Consider the following 19,067-nt stretch of genomic DNA (forward strand, 5'->3'; position numbering starts at 1 on the left):
GCATTAATCTATTTTTATCACACACCGATTGTGGAGTTAGTAAAATTCCTTAAAGACGTTGAGGAACTGCTTGGGAAAGATAACGTCATTAGTGAGGGCCACGGATTATCAACGTTTAGGAGGGATTGGTGGTCAATACTCATGCTCAGGGAGTTACTTGGTCATGATATTGATGCACCACCAGCCGTTATTAGGCCTGGAAGTATTGACGAAGTAATTAATATCGTTAGGCTCGCCAATAAGTACGGCGTGTGCCTCACACCATATGGCGGTGGGTCTAGCGTTGTTGGTGGTGCTTATCACAACGGTTGTGTCGTAATTGATATGAGTAGATTAAATAGGATCCTGAAATTTGATGAGGAGGACTTAACATTAACTGTCGAGGCCGGTGCTAAGGTGGTTAATATAGAGAGATGGCTTAATGAGAGAGGTTATACCCTGGATTACCACCCGCAATCATTTCAATTGCTCACAATAGGTGGTGCAATAGCTCATGGGGGTACAGGTTCACATAGTATGAGTAATATTGATGAGCTAGTATTGTCGCTTGACGTAGTATTACCAAATGGTGAGTTGATAACGGTGGGACCTGGTAAATTCGTTAGGACATCCTGGCCTGACCTTAGAGGCCTATTCATAGGTTCTGACGGCGCATTTGGTATAATTGTTAGAGCAATGCTTAGGATTAAACCATTGGCTAACTACTACGTTGACTTGGCCTACGTGTTTAAGGACCTTGAGAACGCTATTCATTTTGCCCGCGACATCGTGATTAATGTGCCAGGGCCTCACAGGGTTGTTATTCATGACAAAGAGAGTAGTAAGTTAATGGTTGGTGAGGATGGGGGGGTCATAGCCTGATAAGGGTTAGGTGGTTTAATGAGGACTTAGTCAATGCTGTAAGTAATGTAATTAATGACTTAGCAATTAAGCACGGTGCAGCCAGTGTGGAGCCTGAATTAGTTAGGATGTGGAGGGATGTCTTTGCTAGGGGGGGTTATGAATCACAATTAATCATGCTTGCCCAGTCAGGTCTTTGGGTTGACACCATTGATATGGCGACAACATGGAGCAGATTAGTTAAGCTTCATAATGAGTTGGTGAGTAGGCTTGGTTCCATTGATGGCGTTAAACACGTATTCTCAAGGATAACCCACCTATATCTAAATGGTGCATCCCTCTACAGTGTTGTCGTGTTTAGGCAGGATGAGGATTTATACTGGAGGGTTTGGAGGGAGGCCTTTAATGTGGCTAATGACATCGGCGCAACTATAAGTCATCACCACGGCACGGGCCTATTAAAGAGGGATTTCGTGAGGATAGAGATGGGCAATCAATGGAAATTACTGAGGAGCATTAAGGGATTGCTCGATGAGAATAATATAATGAATAGGGGGGGTAAGTTGGTTTGGTGAGCTAAATGATGAGTTATAGGAATATCGTTGTTGAGGAGAGGGGGGGTCATATCTTCATAGTCACCATTAATAGGCCTGAACGTAGGAACGCCATTGACGCTAACACGGCTGAGGAGCTTCATAGGGCTTGGACGTATTTCGATAATAACCCTGACCTTTACGTCGGTGTGATAACCGGAGCCGACGGTAACTTTAGCTCTGGGGGGGCTGACCTCTACGACATTGATAGACTAATAAGTAGGGTGACCAATCCTGAGGGGGGGCCTCTTGGCTTCACTAGGCTTAGACTTTCTAAGCCTGTCATAGCTGCAATTAGTGGTTACTGCGTGGCTGGTGGCTTGGAAATCGCCCTGTGGGCCGATATCAGGGTTGCCGATAAAACCGCTAAGTTCGGCTTCCTGGAGAGGAGGTTCGGCGTTCCTCTTGTGGACGGTGGCACACAAAGACTTGCAAAAATTGTTGGGCTTGGCAGAGCCCTTGACTTAATACTGACTGGACGATTGATAAGCGCTGAGGAGGCTTACCAATGGGGGGGCTTGGTTAATTACTTGGTTGATGAGGGTAAGGCCCTTGATAAGGCCATTGAGATTGCAGAATTGATAAGTAAGTATCCCCCAGGAAACCCTTAGGAATGATAGGCTCGCCGTGTACGATGGCTTGGACAAGCCGTTGAGCGAGGGCTTAATCATTGAGATGGAGTATGGATTAAGGTCGATAAGGATGGGTGAAATATACGAGGGTGTGAAACGTTTCAAAGAAGGAGCAGGAAGGCATGGTAATTTATACTAGATGAGAAAAATAGTAGGATTTATTAATTAGTTACTGATTAACTTAGTAATATGAAGATAAAAGTTACTAGGAATTTTCAGATAACAATACCCGTTGAAATAAGGGAGAGGCTTGGTATTAGGGTTGGTGATTATGTGGATATTACCTATGACGAGAAGGAGAAAGTCATTATTATAAGGCCTTACCGTAGGAAATGGACAACTTATGAGTTGGGGAGGAAATTAACGCCTGAGGATATTGAGGAACTAATTGAGGAGATGAACAATGAGATCACAAATAATTATTGATACTAATGTTTTAGTTTATGCAACATTTAAGGATAGCGAGTACTATGCCGAGTCATACGATATACTGCAAAGGAGTGATGTCATAATACCTTATGTTGTCCTCTATGAATACATATGGGTGTTGTTAAAGCTGACTGGGGATTTGGGTATTGTTAAATTGAAATTGAATGAATTGAGGGACTTCGTAATATTTCATGAGGATCTAGATATAATACATGATGGCTTAGTCTTAATGGAACAGGATAAGGCTCCATATACTATGTTAAATGACTACATAATACTATCGGTGGTACTGAGGAGGGGTGCTTATTTAGCTACTTACGATCAAAAACTAAGGAAGATAGCTAATAGGCATGGGGTAGCAGTAATACCATAGACTTTGAATAAACATAACTACATAACTAGTTTCATCTCTAAATTAATGCCTTATTAACATGCGTAAATAATGACCAATCAATCCACCGAGACTTGACAGTGCGAGTGCTACTAATAATGTTATTATTAGGAGTGTTATTGAGCCGATGATGCTGTATGGTAATCCGATTATTGCTGCGGTTACCTCGCCATCATATATCGCGTATGGATTCATGAAAATAACGACTAAGACGCCTATTAACCCGGACACGCCTGTGCAGACTAACGCTGATGATGCCTTATTGGCGTTTAGTACGTAACCAATTATTAACCCTAACACAGCCATTAATAACCAGTAACCCGTATACGCCAATGCGATTGAAATAACTAGGTTAATGATGAATAGGGTCCAGAAACGAGTCGTATAGCTCACGGTCATGTCCATCACCCAGGTAATGACGCATTTGGCATGTATAGATAGTAGAAGTATTGCGGTAAGCCGGGCGGTATTAACGTGTAGTATTGACCAACTAGCCAGTACTCAGTCGTGTCATTATAAAACGGACTCAGTGGATTCTCAGAAATACCGCCTGGATAAACACCAATTCCGGTGAGTGGATTTGCCATGTCGACTATTTGACGCCAACTCGGTCCTTCATTAGACACTAAGCCATAGGCCGCGTTTATTGTGTTGCAATCGCCAGGTGCAGGGAATGGGCCGACAGACAACGCATTTATGCCGAAGAAGCTTGTTAACTCCCTGTAATGCACCCTTCCCCAGTACCAGGTTGATGGGTTTGGACCAAGTTCATGCATTAACTCCGTTATTGTTTGGTTAAATGCCAGTAACATGACGGTTGTGGCGTTCCTCTCTTGGCCCGTTAATGGGTCATCAAACCATTGAATGTTTGGGTAATTATTGGTCCAGTTGGCTAGGTCCAGCACTAATGGCCCGTGGAATGCCGCGTCTGGGCCTAGGAATAGTGAGAACTGGCCTAAGCCGTCGGCTGGCGTTATGTTGTAGTACTGGAACCAGGGCATGAATGTGTCGTTTAGGTAATTCCAAAGCCAGAAGTAGTATATCGTTGCTGCGGCAGAGTTGGTTGTGAAGTCGCCATTCCAATTCCTCAATAGCTCGTATGCCTCAACCTCGATTGGCGTTAGTTGGCTTAGGTGCGTGGATAACGCATTGAGTAGTGGTGGTAGGAATAGGTTGGTGGAGTAATCATGTACATTGAGTTGTATCGCCTCCATGGATGCGTAGGTTATGTTGCCCTCGTCCTCGAACTGCGATAGTAATGTGTAAATCTCGTCAGCCCTAAAGCCGCTTTCGAATACCCAACCCACGTAGTACGGGTAATTGGGTGATACGAGTATTTCATTCGCCGATAATGCGAAGTGCGAAGGCGGGTTTAATACGTAGGGCTGGTATTGGGTTGGTATGAAACCGACCCAGTCGTATGACCCATTACCGAGCATGACAGCCCTTGGGTCACCACCCATGACTATTGGGTATAACCCCCAAGCAAATATTCCGATATTGCCGTACCTATCGGCATACGCAAAGTTCTGGATACCGACCTTGAAGTAAGATAGGGCATTGAGGAAGTCCGATAGGTTCCTCGCAATGTCGAAGTATAGGAATGTTGCAACCTCATCTGTTGGGTACATACCGGTCCAATTCATAACTATAATTACATTACTGTAATTTGCGATTACCACACCATTGCGCGCAAGGTAGACATTATATGGCACATAACCAACACCCTTAACATAAATCTCCTCATGAATAACCTCAAAGGGTAACCAGGAACCATCATAGTAATACTCACCTGGGTGGCTTGGGCTTGTGACCTCCACGTAGTAATAAACCACCTGAGGCTCCGCATCCGTGGCACCCCCCCAGGCGATGTATGGGTTATGGCCGAGTATTACACCGGGCACTCCAGGAAAGTCGACACCAACGACATTCATGCCAGGCCCAACTAGTTGGAACCCGATCCATATTGATGGTACCGTGGTTGTTAAGTGCGGGTCATTCGCCAGAAATGCCTGCCCATTTGGCGATACAGCCACCCAATTATTACTACCTTCATCTGTTAAGCCTACCACCAAATGCTCAAATGGGTTTATGCCAGGTAGGAGCTTACTGACTAATGAGTCCCTGAACGCAGTATCACCCTCTAGGTAAAACCTTATCGCCTCATCAATTGCATTAAGGAACTCCTGCTTCGTAACACCGGGAGGCAGTGGATTTAATGAGTATAGATTTAGGTATTTCATGTTACCCGTGGTATTATAAATACCTGGGTTCCATTCCTCGGGGTATACGGGGTACTGAATTGACGACGGGTACGCGGGATAGAACGCGTAAATAACCTGCGGCGGCATCTTGAGGAGTGCCACTGTGAAGGCTAGTGGATCTGCCGTACCACTTAATGACCATGTAAGCAATTGTTGTATGGCAAAGGTGTCCTCCATGGTCCATGGTGGCGGCCTAAAACCAAGCACCTTAAATATTATTGGCATTCTACGTGGAGTCAGTGAATCAACGTAGGCATTCACACCAAGTGTATAGTAATATAGCGCTTCGTAGATAAAGCTTGACCTATTTAACGAATTCACTATTTCCTCAGTAACCTGCGGCGTTAATAGGGTTCTGAAGAACTCGTCACTAGGTAATGCCGAGGGACCTATTATTGATGATAGATTACCCATACTCATCATAGCCATGAAGTACATTTGAGCAAGCCTATACTCAGCCGTTAGGTAACCCTCCTCATAAAACACAGCCCAAGTCTCATTGGAGCAATCCTAATGAAGCCATCGGGAGTAATGCATACAACAACAGCCGCGGAACTACCGTTAAGCGTTATAACACCGCTATGACAACCAACACTAGATGGGGGGGAGGAACACTACTCCAAACACCAGTGCCCGGATTAAGAACTTGCCCAAGCGGCGCCATAATACTAATAGGAACACTCAAAAGCACGATAAGCAAAACCAAACCAACCAAAGCCAAACCAAACTTTATATAAATCGAAACAGCCATACAACCCTAATAAACAAGGCAAACTTATAAAAATAGAAACCTTATAAAATATGTAAATCTAGTTATAGGGTAAAAAGAAAATATTTAAAAATAAATATTTATTTACAATCGAAACAATAAAATATATTCAAAATATTCAATAGTAATTGAATAAAAAGATAAGTTAATATTCATTTTCTTCGAATATTTTATTTATAATTTATTAAAAAATAATTTAAATTATTTGCTATAATAAACCTGACAGGTGGGTCAAGTGTCAGATAAAGAACTTAAGCTTGGCGAGCTTCGAGCTAGAATAGATAGACTCCCCATAAGGCCTTACCCAGTTTCTTGGATGGTTATTATTGGGCTTGGTTATTTCTTTGCGTTCTATGATATACTCACATTATCATTCGCTATAGTTTCGCCTATGGTTCAACAATTAAAAATGACTAGACTAGAAATAAGCGAAGCAGTCTCTGTTTCTCTATTTGGTTATATAATTGGTGCTTATTTCGTGGCAACAATAAGCGATTATTGGGGGCGTAGGTGGGGGGGATTAATAACCAATGCCATATTAATTGCTGTTGGTTCACTTGGTAGTGCCTTATCAACTAATGCCATAGTTTTGATCGCAAGTAGGTTGATAACGGGTATGGGCATTGGAGCCGAAATAGCCATAATAAATACATACATATCAGAGATAACGCCTGCTCACATTAGAGGCAAGATGGTTCAATTCACATACCTAGCAGGTGCCCTGGGCTTCGCAGTAACACCATTTATAGCATTTGCATTAATACCAATATCACCAATAGGCTGGAGGTGGCTATTTGGGCTTGGCGCACTTGTTGCCGCGGCAATAGTCCCATTAAGATACTTAATGCCGGAAAGCCCCAGGTGGCTTACAATAAAGGGTAAGATCGATGAGGCAGAGAGAGTCGTTAAGATGCTCGAAGATTTTGTTGAGAGAAGGATTAAGCCATTACCGCCAGTTCCACCGCCACTTCCTGAAAAGGTATTAACGAAGTTTCCAACTGCCGAATTATTCAATAGAAAGTATGGGCCTAGGCTCATAATGGCTATTCTATTCTGGTTCTTTGATTATATGCTTGCGTACGGAGTAATTGGATTCGCACCATACATCTTTGTGGCTGCAGGTTTTACGTTCACGACAGCTACTTGGTACATAGCGCTAGGCAGCATTGGTTATATAGTTGGTGCCTTATCCATGGCGCCTATAGCCGATAAGTGGGAGAGGAAATACCTTGTTGCATCAGCCTTTAGTATAGCCACGCTTGCGGTGTTCCTATATGCTGTTGCGGTTGCTATACGTTCACCAATAGTACTAACAATAGGCGCATTCCTAGGCGCCTTCGCAACAGCATTTGCCGTACCTGCCTATACATATACCGCTGAATTATTCCCAACAAGGGCTAGAGCAAGCGGATTTGCCTTAGCCGATGGGGGGGTCGGTCACCTTGGTGGTGCCGTTGTTCCCTTCATAATTTACCTCGTCTTTAATCCATTAAAACCGCTTAGCACTGGTGTGTGGACCTTCGTATTACTTGGTATATTTGAGATCATCGCAACATCGATAGTACTCACCGGTCCGAGAACAACTAAATTAAGGCTTGAGCAAGTTTCTGACTGAGGAGAGTAATATGAGGAGTGGTTATGTAATTACAAGAGATGGAACGTCAATATACTACGAAGTTGATGGAGAGGGGGGGAACCATTAATATTAATCGAGGGTTTAGGCTACGCTAATTGGATGTGGGTTAAACAAAGAACACTTGCTAACTATGTGAAGTTAATAATATATGATAATAGAGGAGTTGGATTATCCTCAAGACCTGATAAACCATATACCATGGATGATTTTTCAAATGATCTTGAGGATCTCATGAATTATTTATCAATAGACAAGGCGTTTATATGGGGTGTCTCAATGGGTGGTATGATAGCTATGTACTTCACATATAAAAACCCAGGTAGAGTTAGAGGTCTAATTCTTGGTGAGACAAATTTTGGCGTTAAATCATTACCGCCAAGTAAGGAGGCCCTTGAAGTATTATTGCAACCTCCTAATCCTAACCTTGATAGAAGGCAGATGCTTATTGAGAGGATGAAGGTGGCATTTTCTAGAAGCTTCTTTGAGAGGCATAGGGATGAGATTGAACATATTGTGGATATGAGAATGAGGTTTGAGGAGGATCCGAAGGCATATAATAATCAATTAGCTGCAGTATTAACATTTGACTTTAAGGATAAGTTATCGGCAATAACTGTTCCAACATTGATAGTGACTGGAGATGAGGATTACGTGGTTAATCCCGAGAATTCCCGCATAATGAATCAATTAATACCTAATAGCAAACTCGTTATACTAAGGGGGGGGCAGGACATTTAGCGATCATCGAGCGTGCCGACGACTATAATAGGTTAGTTCTTAACTTCATAAATGAGGTTATTAACGGCACATTTAAACCATCAAAGGAGCCCATGGTGATCTAAAATGCTTGAGAGCCTACTTAAGCATAGGGCTAGAATTGAGGATTCGATAGCCATTAAGGTAGGAGATAAATCCTACACATACTCCCAGCTTGAGTCCTTATCGAATAAGGTTGCCTTTGCGCTGCATAGGCTAGGTGTTAAACCTAGTGATAGGGTGGTCACTCTCGTAAAATCGCCATTATACCATGTGGCATTATTTTTTGCGTTAAGGAAAATAGGCGCGGTATTAGTGCCCGTAAATCCAAGGCTTGGGCGAGACTTCCTAAAATTTGTAATTAATGATGTTAATCCATCGCTCGTAATAGATGATTACTTCAATGAGGGCGTAAGAATGGATGAAGTGCTTAAGGAGGCGTACGATGAGTATGGGTATGAGTATAGAATGAACCTTGATGAAATCGCTATGATATTATACACGGGTGGAACCACGGGACCTCCTAAGGGCGCGATGATCCATGAAGGATCCATATTATGGAACGCCATAATAACAGTACTGTCATGGGGGGGATTAACAAAAAATGATTGTACTCTCGTTTCACTACCTCTTTATCATACCGGTGGGTGGAATGTATTAATGATGCCCCTACTATTAGTTGGTGGACGTGTCGTTTTACCTGAGACCGATAAATTCGATGCCGATTGGACAATAGAGACCTTAGCCAGGGAAAAGTGCACAGTATACATGGGTGTGCCAACAATGCTTGATTCCATAAGTAAGTCGCCTCTCTTTGATAGGGTTGACCTTTCTCATGTGCTATTTATAAGTGGTGGTGGACCATTACTGCCAAATGTAGCTAAACGCTTTATTGATAAGGGCTATAGGCTATTTCAGGGCTATGGGTTGACGGAGGCGGGTCCCAATAACTTTTACATATCGCCGGAACGCTATAAGGATAAATTAATGTCAGTGGGAAAACCCCCCCTTCTCTTTATTGAGATGAAACTGTCAAGTGATGGAGAACTATTAATAAAGGGACCCCCCCACGTATTCAAGGGTTATTGGAATAGACCCGGTGAAAATCCATTCACGAGCGATGGTTATCTAATGACTGGCGACTTATTCACCGTCGATAATGAAGGCGACTTCTCATTCCTCGATAGAAAGAAAGACATGATTAAGACCGGAGGTGAGAATGTATATTCAACAGAGGTTGAGGTGGCGCTAAAGCAACTACCGTATATAGATGATGCGGCCGTGTTTGGAGTTCCAGATGAACATTGGGGGGTGAGGCTGTTGTTGCAATTGCGGTTAAAAAGCCTGGTTTTAAAGTTACTGAGGATGATGTAAAGAAAGATCTTAAGAAAGTCCTGGCATCATACAAAGTACCAAAGCGTATAATATTTGTTAGAGAGATCCCAAAGACACAGATTGGTAAGATTTCAAAAAGGGAGTTACGTGAGAGATACTTAAGGGATGGCTTTAGAGATATACTTGATACTTCGTGATTATCTATGAGGAAGGCTTATATTGTAGATTATGAATTATATATACCAAGTACATACGTTGATTATAAACAATTGGCATTGGAGACAGGTTTGCCTGATTGGGTTGTGAGAGATAAACTGGGTATTAATAGGAAGCCCATTGAGAGAACATTGTCTGTTTCCGATATGGCAAAACTCGTTGCTAAAAAATTAATGAGCAAATATGGTAACTTAAAGATTGATTTGGTTGTATATGCAGGTTCTGACTTTAAGGATAAGTACGTATGGGATGTGGCGCCTGATGTAATAGGTCATTTAGGTTTAAGTAATGCCTATGGCGTTGACGTATCAATGCAATGCGTTAGCAGTATTGTCGCACTTGACTTATTGAAACCAAGATTAGCCATAAAGGATGAAGACTCTTACATATTACTAGTTAGTGCAACAAAGCAGAGCATGATAGTTAATTATAAGGATAAAGCTTCAACATTCATGTATGATTTCTCAGATGGGGGGGCTGCTGCGGTTTTGTTAAGTAATGTTGATGGAAAATACGAAATTCTTGAAAGTTCAATAATAACTGATGGAAGATTCTCTAATGTTGTGTATCAAAGGCTTGGTGAGAGATTCATTAATGATTATAATCAGGGATATTTACTTCAGGTTAATAGGAGTGAGGAATTTAACAAGAGCTTTGAGGAGATTTCATTAAGGAATTTCTTATATGTTATAAAAAATGCCCTGGAAAGAAGTGGCCTTACTATAAATGATGTTGATTATTTTGCAATACTTCATATGAAGAGATCATTTCATGATAGAATACTAAGAGAGTTAGGCGTGTCTTCTGATAAATCGATTTACCTTGAGAATTACGGGCATATGCAAGCTGTGGATCCATTCTTATCATTATGGTTAGCAGAACAAAGCGGTAAAGTCAGGAAGGGTAGCATCATAGTTTTGGTTGCAGCGGGAACTGGTTGGACATGGGGCGCCACGGTACTTCAACGCATTAAATAATTTCTTATAAAATTTAAATTGCATTATTTTATTAATAAATAAAACATGAAGTATTCTCCGAAAACAAAGAGAGGTGAGGAGTCATTAAATAAAATATTAAATGCTGCCATAGCTGTAATAGCTGAGAAAGGATTTAACGATGCGTCAATTGATGAAATAACATCGAGGGCTGGCGTATCACATGGGCTTTTCTACTTCTACTTTAATAATAAGGATGAGTTATTGGTAGAGCTCATTAAACGAATAAATAAGGATATGAGACATTACTTAACGTTAAGTACCTCAGGACTTTCTGATAGGGTATCAATAGAGAAGAGAGGGTTTGAAGCGTTTTTTGATTGGATGTATAATAATCAGTATCTTTATAAAATATTAATAGAGGCTGAATCGAATAATATTGAAATTTATAAGTGGCATTACATGAAACTTTCTGAAAGATATTCTATGAGATTATTAGATGCCATGAATAAGGGCGAGATAGTAAGATACGATCCAGAGGTACTCTCTTTTGTTCTGATGGGTATTGCTGATTTTATAGCTAAACGATATATTTTATGGGTAAATGATAGAATACCTAAGTATGTAATTAATGAAGTAAATAGGATACTTGAAAGAATACTAAGTCCTAAATGCAACTGCTAGTTGCTTTAACTTATCTATCATCTATATAAAATATATTGTCTGAATATTTATAAAGTATTGAAATAAGCAATAATATATGTCAAAGGATATCGAAAGTAATGTTGATGTGTATGGTTTTCTATCGAATGTCTATGGTATGAATGTTTACGACGTTGATAAGCCGTTACAGAGAATTCTTCAGTATTTCATTGGTAAGATTCCATCATTTAGTGAGTTAGGGGGGGCTTTTGCGGGTCGTGAGTTGCTCGAGATTACAGATTACGTGGATAAGGTTTCAAGGCCTAGGCATATTATGTGGGATGTGAATGGTAATAGGGTTGATAGGGTTTGGTTAAACCTGCCGAGAGATGGGCTATCGAGAGATTGGTGCTCGATTTTGGGATTAATAAGCCTCCGTACCATGGTGGTAAATGGCATGAGCACTATGCGATGGGCTACTTAGTATCAGATCCAGGTCTTTACTGTATAATCACAATAACCATTCAAACAGCATACGCACTTTATAAGTATGGTAATGATGAGTTGAGGGGTTATGTACCAAGGCTCATCGGTGATGAGAGACCAATTAATTTTGGTGCCACGTGGTTCACAGAGGTGCAGGGTGGTAGTGACCTCGGTGCTAATACTACAATGGCGAAGAGGGATGGGGGGGATAGGTGGAGACTTTATGGCGATAAGTACTTCGCCAGTGGGGGGGTTGGGTTGGCCGACATCGCATTGACGTCAGCGAGACCGGAGGGTGGTAAAGCCGGGGCTAAGGGATTGGCGTTATTTGCCGTTCCTCGTTTAAATTCAAAGGGAGACCTTAATTTCATAGTTAGGAGGTTAAAGGATAAGAGTGGTACAAATTCAGTACCCACTGGTGAAGTCGAGTTTCACGGAAGTGAGGCTTACCTGGTTGGCGATTTAAATAATGGCATTTACTACATAATGGAGGATTTAATGGTATCAAGACTCGCTAATGCCATTGGCGCCGTTGGTATTGCCAGAAAGGCCTACCTTGAGGCCTATGAATATGCAAATAAAAGAAGGGCATTTGGTAAGTTACTCATTGAACATCCATTAGTTATTAGGGATTTAATGGATATGGAAATCACGATAGAAGGCGCGACAGCGCTCGTCTTTAAGGCTATAAATGAGTTTGATAAAACATGGCATGATAAGCACCGTACACCGAACACTATCATTATGCCAGATTACTAACTCATATTGCTAAAAATGTCACAGCGGACGCTGCAGCATACGTAACTAGACTTGCCATGGAGCTGCACGGCGGCATTGGGTTCCTGAGCGAATATCCAATTGAGAGGTGGCATAGAGAGGCCTTAATAACGCCCATTTGGGAGGGTACGAGCAATATACAGGCGCTAGACATGCTTGAGGCAATGACTAAGAAGAATGCGCATGTCACAATGCTTAATGACCTTGAAAACACCGTGGCTGAAATCAAGACATACCATAATATTGCTGAATCAGCAATGAATGCTATAAGGAATACATTGCAGATGGCTTCGTCACTAAGCCCATTAGAGGTCGAGTTTAGAGCTAAGGATATACTATCGTCGTTAGGACACGCGATCGCAGTGATAACATTAACGCATATTGCGGAGAAGTTGGGGATAGATAGGTATGCACTAGTGGCTGAGTTATATCTTGAGAAGTATTTGCAAGGTGGTTATAAGGTTGGCTCACATGATTTAGGTAGAAAGATAGTAAATATTGAGGAGGGGTGATGATGAATGAGCGAGCCTGGCATTGGTTTTACGGTACATAATGTCATAAGGAGGGCCGCGACACTATGCCCTGAGACCGAAATAGTTTGGGAAAGTAATAGGGTTAGTTATGGTGAAGTGTATAGGCGCATTATTTCGTTAGCTACTTCATTATTATCGCTAGGTATAGGCAAAGGCACGGTTATTGGTATTGCTGATTGGAATACATTACCGATGTTTGAGCTTCATTACGCAGCAGCCATGATCGGCGCCATCATTTATCCGGTGAATGTAAGGTTGCCACCTGACCAAATAGCGTATACGATCAAGGTGGCCGGTGTAGAGTGGCTATTCTATTCTAATGATTTTAAGGCATTGAGCACATTGGTGAGTAAAGATAAGACCGTAGGGCTAAGCTCTGAGTGTGATGCAAAGTATTGCTATAACGATTTAGTTAATACTAAAGCCACCAAAGAACCTGAGATTGAGATCACCGGAAGGGACTTCTACTCAATACTATTTACATCGGGCACGACAGGTCTTCCAAAGGCTGTTAGGTATACTCATGAGAAGTTCGTACATGGCGCATTGGCTATAGCATACCAACTTAGCATGTACAATACGCCGGCTAGCCTACATCAGGGTGATGTGATAATGCCATTTATACCATTTTATCATATTCACTCATGGGGGGGCAGCTTCATTCATGCGCCATACCTATGCGATAAGTACGTATTAATGGGCAGGTTCATACCTGATAAGGCATTAACACTTATTGAGACTGAAGGAGTTACTTGGGTAAATGCCGTACCGACTATGATGTACATGCTTATTGACACGGCTGAAAAGATGAATAAGGTTAATGTATTACGCGGATTAAAGGCATTGGTTGGTGGTATGCCAATAACTAGCGGTCTCGCTAAGAAAATGCATGAACTCGGTATTAACTTCTCATCCATATACGGAGGAACTGACATGCTCGCTACATCAATCTCAATAGCTCCCAAGAACTATAATTCAATAGATGAATTCCTTGACTACATAAGGTTAACAACACACCCCGTACCCTTTGTTGAGGTAAGGATTGTTGACCCAGCTACAAATAAGGACGTAGCCCAGGCCAAGTTGGTGAGGTTTGGATAAGGGCTCCATGGCTACCGTATGAATACTATAAAGACCCTGAAAAGACAAGGGAAAGTTACGTAGGTAATTGGTTCAGAACTGGCGATGTTGGAATGATACTCAATGATGGCGGATTAAGAATACTCGACAGACTTAAGGACGTAATTAAAAGTGGAGGAGAGTGGATACCAACGAGTATTCTTGAAGCTATTATTTCAAACATACCTGGCGTTGACTTAGTGGCTGTGATTGGAAGGCCACATGAGAAGTGGGGGGGTGAGAGACCTATAGCCGTTGTAAAGCCCAAGGAGGGCTATAGCTTAACGAAGGAGCAAATATATGATGCATTAAATAAAGAGGTTAATGCTGGCAGGATACCCAAGTGGTGGATACCTGATGACGTGATTTTCGTTAAGGAAATTCCGCTAACGAGTACAGGCAAAATTGATAAGAAGGAACTAAAAAGAAATATACTTGGCTAAGTATAAATCTTAAATCATTTATTTTTAATGTATCATTAACTATTATATAATTTTATACCCAAACTCTATTGCCTTAATATTTTTGATTGCCTTAATATTTTTGTTAATTATATCCTCGCTCCGGCCCTTCTACCTATTAGTGCTTCTCTGAAGTACTTAGTAATTACCTGCTTTGCATGTTCTAATGATAATTTGTCCTTTAGTAGCTCGGTGTTGCTTAAGTATTTTATTGATGCGCCTAGGATTTCGTTAATGCAGAGACGTTACCGCTAATTTGTCTCGCGGTTGTTATTATGCCTAATTCACGGCGTCTCTTACCACTACATTGTGTTTTGTCGCCCTTATTAACGTGATTGTCAATGACTATGAGCCCATCATCCTTAACATAACCACAGTACTTATCATATGCTGGTTGTGTGAGTAGGAACGCTAGGTCTAACCTCCTAGCCTTTGGGTAGTCGATCTCCTCATCACTTATTATCACGTCTGACAACGCATCGCCACCACGGGTTTATAAGCCGTATGATGGGCTGTAGACCACGTATAAGTCTGGGTCGGCCTCTATCACGGTTAACGCTAATAACCTGCCGGCCGTAATCACGCCCTGACCACCAAAGCCGGCAAACCTAACCTCGAGCCTCGCTCTCATCACCTCTGATAATCGTTATTGCATAGTCAGGGCAGTAGAGCTCGCAGATTCCGCAGTCAATGCACCTCTCCACGTACTTAGCCACGGGTAGGAATGCCCCGTAATCACCAACGACATTGGATACCTCAAAGACCTTTGTTGGGCATTTATCAACACAGATGTAACAGCCCTTGCATAGGTACTTATCCACGTCAATTCTCACAACAGGTTTACGCCTCGTGCCCGCATAAAATCTAACGCCTGCATAAATGGCACCACGGACCAAGGCCTTACTACCCATCATCAATGAATACTTACCCATTTGGTATCCCGTAGATTACTAATTAGAATTATTAGAATTAAATTAAAATATTATATCAATATTGCCATGGAATGCCTAGTAACATTTTTAATAATCATCAATAGCATTTTTATGGCGATACTCGATGCATACACCGACATACCTAGTTATCTCCTTTAGACGCTCCTCTTCATAGTGATGATATTGCCATGGTATCAATAAGGCCGTTATAACACGTGAAATCGAGACTCTAGCATTAATTGAGCGTAAGTATGGATCTAGGGTAACAACGATAATGCACGGGCAGGAAAAGACTGAGCCGTGAAGTATCTAAGGGATGTGGGCTTAAGGTATTGACTGATGTGTCACCTGAGGTTTTATGAATTAATGACGTTATACCCACAGGCCTGGGATTGAGTACTGCCATACCCAATAGTGCCAAGGTCTATGACAAGGAGGAGTGAGGTGGTATCTTCATAAGTAGTGCCTGGACAGAGAGATTTAAATGAAGAAAATCGATAATTTTAATTTGAATCTTATAGTTATATGTCATTTATCGCCTTGATCTTCTCATTAATATAATTATTATTGCCACCAACACAACAATTATTACTATAATTACGGTTATCAAGAGTGTGCTTTGATTGCCATAATTGGTATTGCCTGTCGAGTTATTTGTTTTAGGCATTGGTATTGTTATGTTTATTTGGTTTGTGAAGTTCTCGTTTGTTAAGTAAAAATTGTATGTTTTGAAGATGGCTTCTCCATTTATTGTTGCGTTAATTGTTATGGTAATTATATCTTCCTTACCTGGTAATGGAGGTGGTGGTTGTGGGATTACGGCAATACCCTCATTATTTGTGGTAGTTGTGCCGTAGGCATGGAGCATCTGGGTCGTATATGACTGGACAAACTCCATGTACGTAATTGAGGCATTGCGTAAAGGACCTATGCCCTGGATTGTCACATTTACCTGTACTGTGTCTTGTGATGCTAGTGACGTTATCGATACTATGATTATCGCCATTAGTATTGTTATAATTACGTATTTAGCGAATTCATTCCTGTTGATCACGATTATGACACGATGGTACTAATGTATATAAGCATTACGTTATGTGCTAAGTCGGCATCCGTAGATTACCTACAGGTATTGTATTCCTTGATTACTCTATTAAATAGTTCGTGGTCTTTAGCGGCCATGTCCATAAGTTCGCCATTTAGGACTTTCCTTGATGTTTGCTCTCCATGAATTCTGTACCTGGTTAGGATAATTGGTTCATGAAGCACGGCATAGCATTGAGTTAGTACCAATATGAAGAATAGGGCATCTGAGTATAGGTTAGTGCTTTCAATGAGTTCAAGCCTACGGGCTAATGCGTCCTTAATCGCTGACAAGCTTGATGTGTTGTAAAATAATGGCCAGTAATTAGCATTTAGCCAATCATTAACACTGGAACGCATGTATAAGTCGGCATTGTCCCTAATAATGACGCTTCTTTTAAGGATCATTGAGCGATAATAGGCAGGTAATTCGTGGTAATCTAGCTCGTTCCCGTTAGTATCAATGAATTGAAATAGGTTATGGTAAAGACCAAGCCCAGCAATTTTACTGAACGTCTCATCTACATGACTAAGCTTATTCTGGAACCACTCATCATCATCGTCAAGGAACGCAATAACGTCACCGCTCGACTCCTCAATGCCCCTAGCCCACATTGGGCCTATTCTGGTGCTTACGTTGTGGATTACAAAACCGTGTGGACTAACTAAGTCCTTAATCTCCCTGTCATCGTATGACATAATAACTATTAATTCATCAGGTTTCCTTGTTTGGTTTATCACTGAAGAAATAGCGTGCTTAAGTAATTGAACCCTAGACCTAGTGGTACTGATAATTAAGGCCGTTATCTCCACACGAAGAACTTACCTGTTAATCATTTTAATAATTACTGCGTTTTTCCCGTAGGCCAACCCACTCATGGTTAAAACCTGAAAATTATCAAGACATTACTGTATAGCAATATAGCAACTCCTAAAAATAATCTAAAATTAAGTTAAATACGTGACGTTATCATTCCCTAAGAACTTCAGGTTTGGCTGGTCTCAAGCCGGTTTTCAACATGAAATGGGTGTCCCAGGTGATGAGGATCAAAACAGCGATTGGTGGGTTTGGGTTCATGATAGGGATAACATAGCGTCCGGCCTCGTTAGTGGTGACCTGCCAGAGAATGGACCTGGTTATTGGAGTCTATACAGGGTTTTTCATGATAATGCCGTTAGGATGGGGGGGCTCGATATTGCCAGGATTAATGTTGAGTGGTCCAGGGTATTCCCAAAACCAATGCCGGAGCCGCCCAGTGGTAATGTTGAGGTTGTTAGCGATAGGGTAATTAAGGTTGATGTTGATGAGCGCGACCTAAGGAGACTTGATGAGGCGGCTAATAAGGCTGCCGTTGAGCATTATAGAGCGATCTTTAATGATTTGAAGAATAGGAACATATTCTTCATACTGAACCTCTATCACTGGCCGTTACCGCTGTGGGTTCATGACCCAATAAGGGTTAGGAGGGGTGATCTTTCTGGACCCATTGGTTGGCTCGATATTAAGACGGTAATTAACTTCGCCAGATTCGCGGCGTACGTGGCTTGGAAGTTTGATGACTTAGTTGATATGTACTCGACAATGAATGAGCCAAATGTGGTTGCTTGGAATGGTTACGTCAATGTTAAGTCTGGCTTCCCGCCAAGTTATTTAAACCCTGACTTAGCGAGAAAGGCGCTGATTAATTTAATTCAGGCCCATGCGAAGGCCTATGATGCAATTAAGATGGTTAGTAAGAAGCCTGTGGGGGGGATTATCTATGCGAATAATGCCTACACGCCATTGACGGAGAGAGACGTTAAGGCGGTGGAGTTAGCTGAACAAGATGCAAGGTGGTCTTTCTTCGACGCGATAATCCATGGGAACTTGCATGGTGAGGTTAGGGAAGACCTTAGGAATAGGCTTGATTGGATTGGGGGGTGAATTACTACTCAAGGCTCGTGGTTAGGCTAGTTGGTGATAACTCATACGCGGTCGTACCAGGTTATGGGCATGCTTGCAAGAGGAACTCCGTAAGCCCTGATAATAGGCCATGCAGCGACTTTGGTTGGGAGTTTTACCCGGAGGGCTTATACGATGTATTAGTAAAGTACTGGAGGAGGTATCACCTGCCCATATACGTTACTGAGAACGGAATTGCCGACTCGGCTGATTATCTAAGGCCGTATTACCTAGTTAGCCATATATACCAGGTGCATAGGGCCTTGAGTGATGGGGGGGGTTGATGTTAGGGGGGG

General features: G+C 41.8%; 21 protein-coding genes and 3 pseudogenes. 16 read left to right on the forward strand and 8 right to left on the reverse strand.

Annotated features, from left to right (window positions below; translation table 11 throughout):
• Positions 1-30: 30 nt before the first annotated feature.
• The 6 genes from JCM11217_RS17045 (at position 31) to JCM11217_RS11805 (ending at position 2,867) form a co-directional block, all read left to right on the forward strand.
• On the forward strand, positions 31-861 hold the full coding sequence (locus JCM11217_RS17045) for an FAD-binding oxidoreductase (protein ID WP_243679382.1): 831 nt from the start codon (positions 31-33) through the stop codon (positions 859-861).
• An 86-nt stretch (positions 862-947) separates the two neighbouring features.
• On the forward strand, positions 948-1,415 hold the full coding sequence (locus JCM11217_RS17050; RefSeq protein WP_243679383.1) for an FAD-linked oxidase C-terminal domain-containing protein: 468 nt from the start codon (positions 948-950) through the stop codon (positions 1,413-1,415).
• 5 nt (positions 1,416-1,420) lie between these two features.
• A complete protein-coding gene (locus JCM11217_RS11795) occupies positions 1,421-2,044 on the forward strand; it encodes an enoyl-CoA hydratase-related protein (protein WP_243679384.1) in 624 nt (207 codons plus the stop codon).
• A gap of 16 nt (positions 2,045-2,060) precedes the next feature.
• The gene (locus JCM11217_RS17055; protein WP_243679385.1) at positions 2,061-2,204 is read left to right on the forward strand and encodes a hypothetical protein; all 144 of its coding nucleotides are present in this window, start codon (positions 2,061-2,063) and stop codon (positions 2,202-2,204) included.
• Positions 2,205-2,254: 50 nt separating this feature from the next.
• Positions 2,255-2,491, forward strand: a complete 237-nt coding sequence (locus JCM11217_RS11800) for an AbrB/MazE/SpoVT family DNA-binding domain-containing protein (RefSeq protein WP_054843021.1) — start codon at positions 2,255-2,257, stop codon at positions 2,489-2,491.
• Positions 2,469-2,867, forward strand: a complete 399-nt coding sequence (locus JCM11217_RS11805; RefSeq protein WP_054843022.1) for a PIN domain-containing protein — start codon at positions 2,469-2,471, stop codon at positions 2,865-2,867. The genes JCM11217_RS11800 and JCM11217_RS11805 overlap by 23 nt, the downstream gene beginning before the upstream one ends.
• A gap of 42 nt (positions 2,868-2,909) precedes the next feature.
• Here the strand turns inward: JCM11217_RS11805 and JCM11217_RS11810 are convergent, their stop codons facing one another.
• From JCM11217_RS11810 to JCM11217_RS11820, 3 genes are all read right to left on the reverse strand, one after another.
• The gene (locus JCM11217_RS11810; protein WP_243679386.1) at positions 2,910-3,284 is read right to left on the reverse strand and encodes a hypothetical protein; all 375 of its coding nucleotides are present in this window, start codon (positions 3,282-3,284) and stop codon (positions 2,910-2,912) included.
• A 5-nt stretch (positions 3,285-3,289) separates the two neighbouring features.
• A complete protein-coding gene (locus JCM11217_RS11815) occupies positions 3,290-5,635 on the reverse strand; it encodes a penicillin acylase family protein (protein ID WP_054843024.1) in 2,346 nt (781 codons plus the stop codon).
• A gap of 82 nt (positions 5,636-5,717) precedes the next feature.
• Positions 5,718-5,900, reverse strand: coding sequence for a hypothetical protein (locus JCM11217_RS11820; RefSeq protein ID WP_054843025.1), 183 nt, complete (start codon positions 5,898-5,900; stop codon positions 5,718-5,720).
• A 253-nt stretch (positions 5,901-6,153) separates the two neighbouring features.
• Between JCM11217_RS11820 and JCM11217_RS11825 the strand changes: the two genes are divergently transcribed.
• The 9 genes and pseudogenes from JCM11217_RS11825 to JCM11217_RS17065 all read left to right on the forward strand — a co-directional run bounded on the left by JCM11217_RS11825 (position 6,154) and on the right by JCM11217_RS17065 (position 14,796).
• Positions 6,154-7,533: an MFS transporter gene (locus JCM11217_RS11825; protein ID WP_243679387.1), complete on the forward strand. Its 1,380-nt coding sequence runs from the start codon at positions 6,154-6,156 to the stop codon at positions 7,531-7,533.
• A 120-nt stretch (positions 7,534-7,653) separates the two neighbouring features.
• Positions 7,654-8,292 (forward strand): alpha/beta hydrolase, encoded by a 639-nt coding sequence (locus JCM11217_RS11830; RefSeq protein WP_054843027.1) that lies wholly within the window; start codon positions 7,654-7,656, stop codon positions 8,290-8,292.
• Positions 8,293-8,397: 105 nt separating this feature from the next.
• On the forward strand, positions 8,398-9,684 hold the full coding sequence (locus JCM11217_RS11835; RefSeq protein ID WP_054843028.1) for a class I adenylate-forming enzyme family protein: 1,287 nt from the start codon (positions 8,398-8,400) through the stop codon (positions 9,682-9,684).
• Between the two features lie 164 nt (positions 9,685-9,848).
• Complete coding sequence (locus tag JCM11217_RS11840; RefSeq protein ID WP_054843029.1) at positions 9,849-10,838, forward strand: 3-oxoacyl-ACP synthase; 990 nt, start codon at positions 9,849-9,851, stop codon at positions 10,836-10,838.
• A gap of 45 nt (positions 10,839-10,883) precedes the next feature.
• On the forward strand, positions 10,884-11,480 hold the full coding sequence (locus JCM11217_RS11845) for a TetR/AcrR family transcriptional regulator (RefSeq protein WP_054843030.1): 597 nt from the start codon (positions 10,884-10,886) through the stop codon (positions 11,478-11,480).
• Between the two features lie 76 nt (positions 11,481-11,556).
• Positions 11,557-11,922 carry a hypothetical protein gene (locus JCM11217_RS17060; RefSeq protein WP_243679388.1) on the forward strand — a complete coding sequence of 122 codons (366 nt, stop codon included), beginning with the start codon at positions 11,557-11,559 and terminating at the stop codon, positions 11,920-11,922.
• Positions 11,923-12,110: 188 nt separating this feature from the next.
• A pseudogene (locus tag JCM11217_RS11850) lies at positions 12,111-13,213 on the forward strand (acyl-CoA dehydrogenase family protein).
• Positions 13,214-13,219: 6 nt separating this feature from the next.
• A pseudogene (locus tag JCM11217_RS11855) lies at positions 13,220-14,427 on the forward strand (AMP-binding protein); the annotation flags it as partial.
• A complete protein-coding gene (locus JCM11217_RS17065) occupies positions 14,428-14,796 on the forward strand; it encodes a hypothetical protein (protein WP_243679393.1) in 369 nt (122 codons plus the stop codon).
• A gap of 238 nt (positions 14,797-15,034) precedes the next feature.
• Here the strand turns inward: JCM11217_RS17065 and JCM11217_RS17070 are convergent, their stop codons facing one another.
• From JCM11217_RS17070 to JCM11217_RS11875, 5 genes are all read right to left on the reverse strand, one after another.
• The gene (locus JCM11217_RS17070) at positions 15,035-15,280 is read right to left on the reverse strand and encodes a hypothetical protein (RefSeq protein ID WP_243679389.1); all 246 of its coding nucleotides are present in this window, start codon (positions 15,278-15,280) and stop codon (positions 15,035-15,037) included.
• Between the two features lie 27 nt (positions 15,281-15,307).
• On the reverse strand, positions 15,308-15,448 hold the full coding sequence (locus tag JCM11217_RS17075) for a hypothetical protein (RefSeq protein WP_243679390.1): 141 nt from the start codon (positions 15,446-15,448) through the stop codon (positions 15,308-15,310).
• On the reverse strand, positions 15,423-15,746 hold the full coding sequence (locus JCM11217_RS11865) for a 4Fe-4S binding protein (RefSeq protein WP_243679391.1): 324 nt from the start codon (positions 15,744-15,746) through the stop codon (positions 15,423-15,425). The genes JCM11217_RS17075 and JCM11217_RS11865 overlap by 26 nt, the downstream gene beginning before the upstream one ends.
• Before the next feature lie 532 nt (positions 15,747-16,278).
• Entirely contained in the window at positions 16,279-16,800 is a 522-nt protein-coding gene (locus JCM11217_RS11870; protein ID WP_054843031.1) for a hypothetical protein, read from the reverse strand.
• A 65-nt stretch (positions 16,801-16,865) separates the two neighbouring features.
• Entirely contained in the window at positions 16,866-17,642 is a 777-nt protein-coding gene (locus JCM11217_RS11875; protein ID WP_054843032.1) for a glycosyltransferase family A protein, read from the reverse strand.
• Between the two features lie 427 nt (positions 17,643-18,069).
• Here JCM11217_RS11875 and JCM11217_RS11880 point away from each other — a divergent pair.
• Positions 18,070-19,055, forward strand: a pseudogene (locus JCM11217_RS11880) (family 1 glycosylhydrolase).
• Positions 19,056-19,067: the final 12 nt, after the last annotated feature.

This window comes from Vulcanisaeta distributa JCM 11217 (assembly GCF_001316005.1).
GTDB lineage: Archaea > Thermoproteota > Thermoprotei > Thermoproteales > Thermocladiaceae > Vulcanisaeta > Vulcanisaeta distributa_B.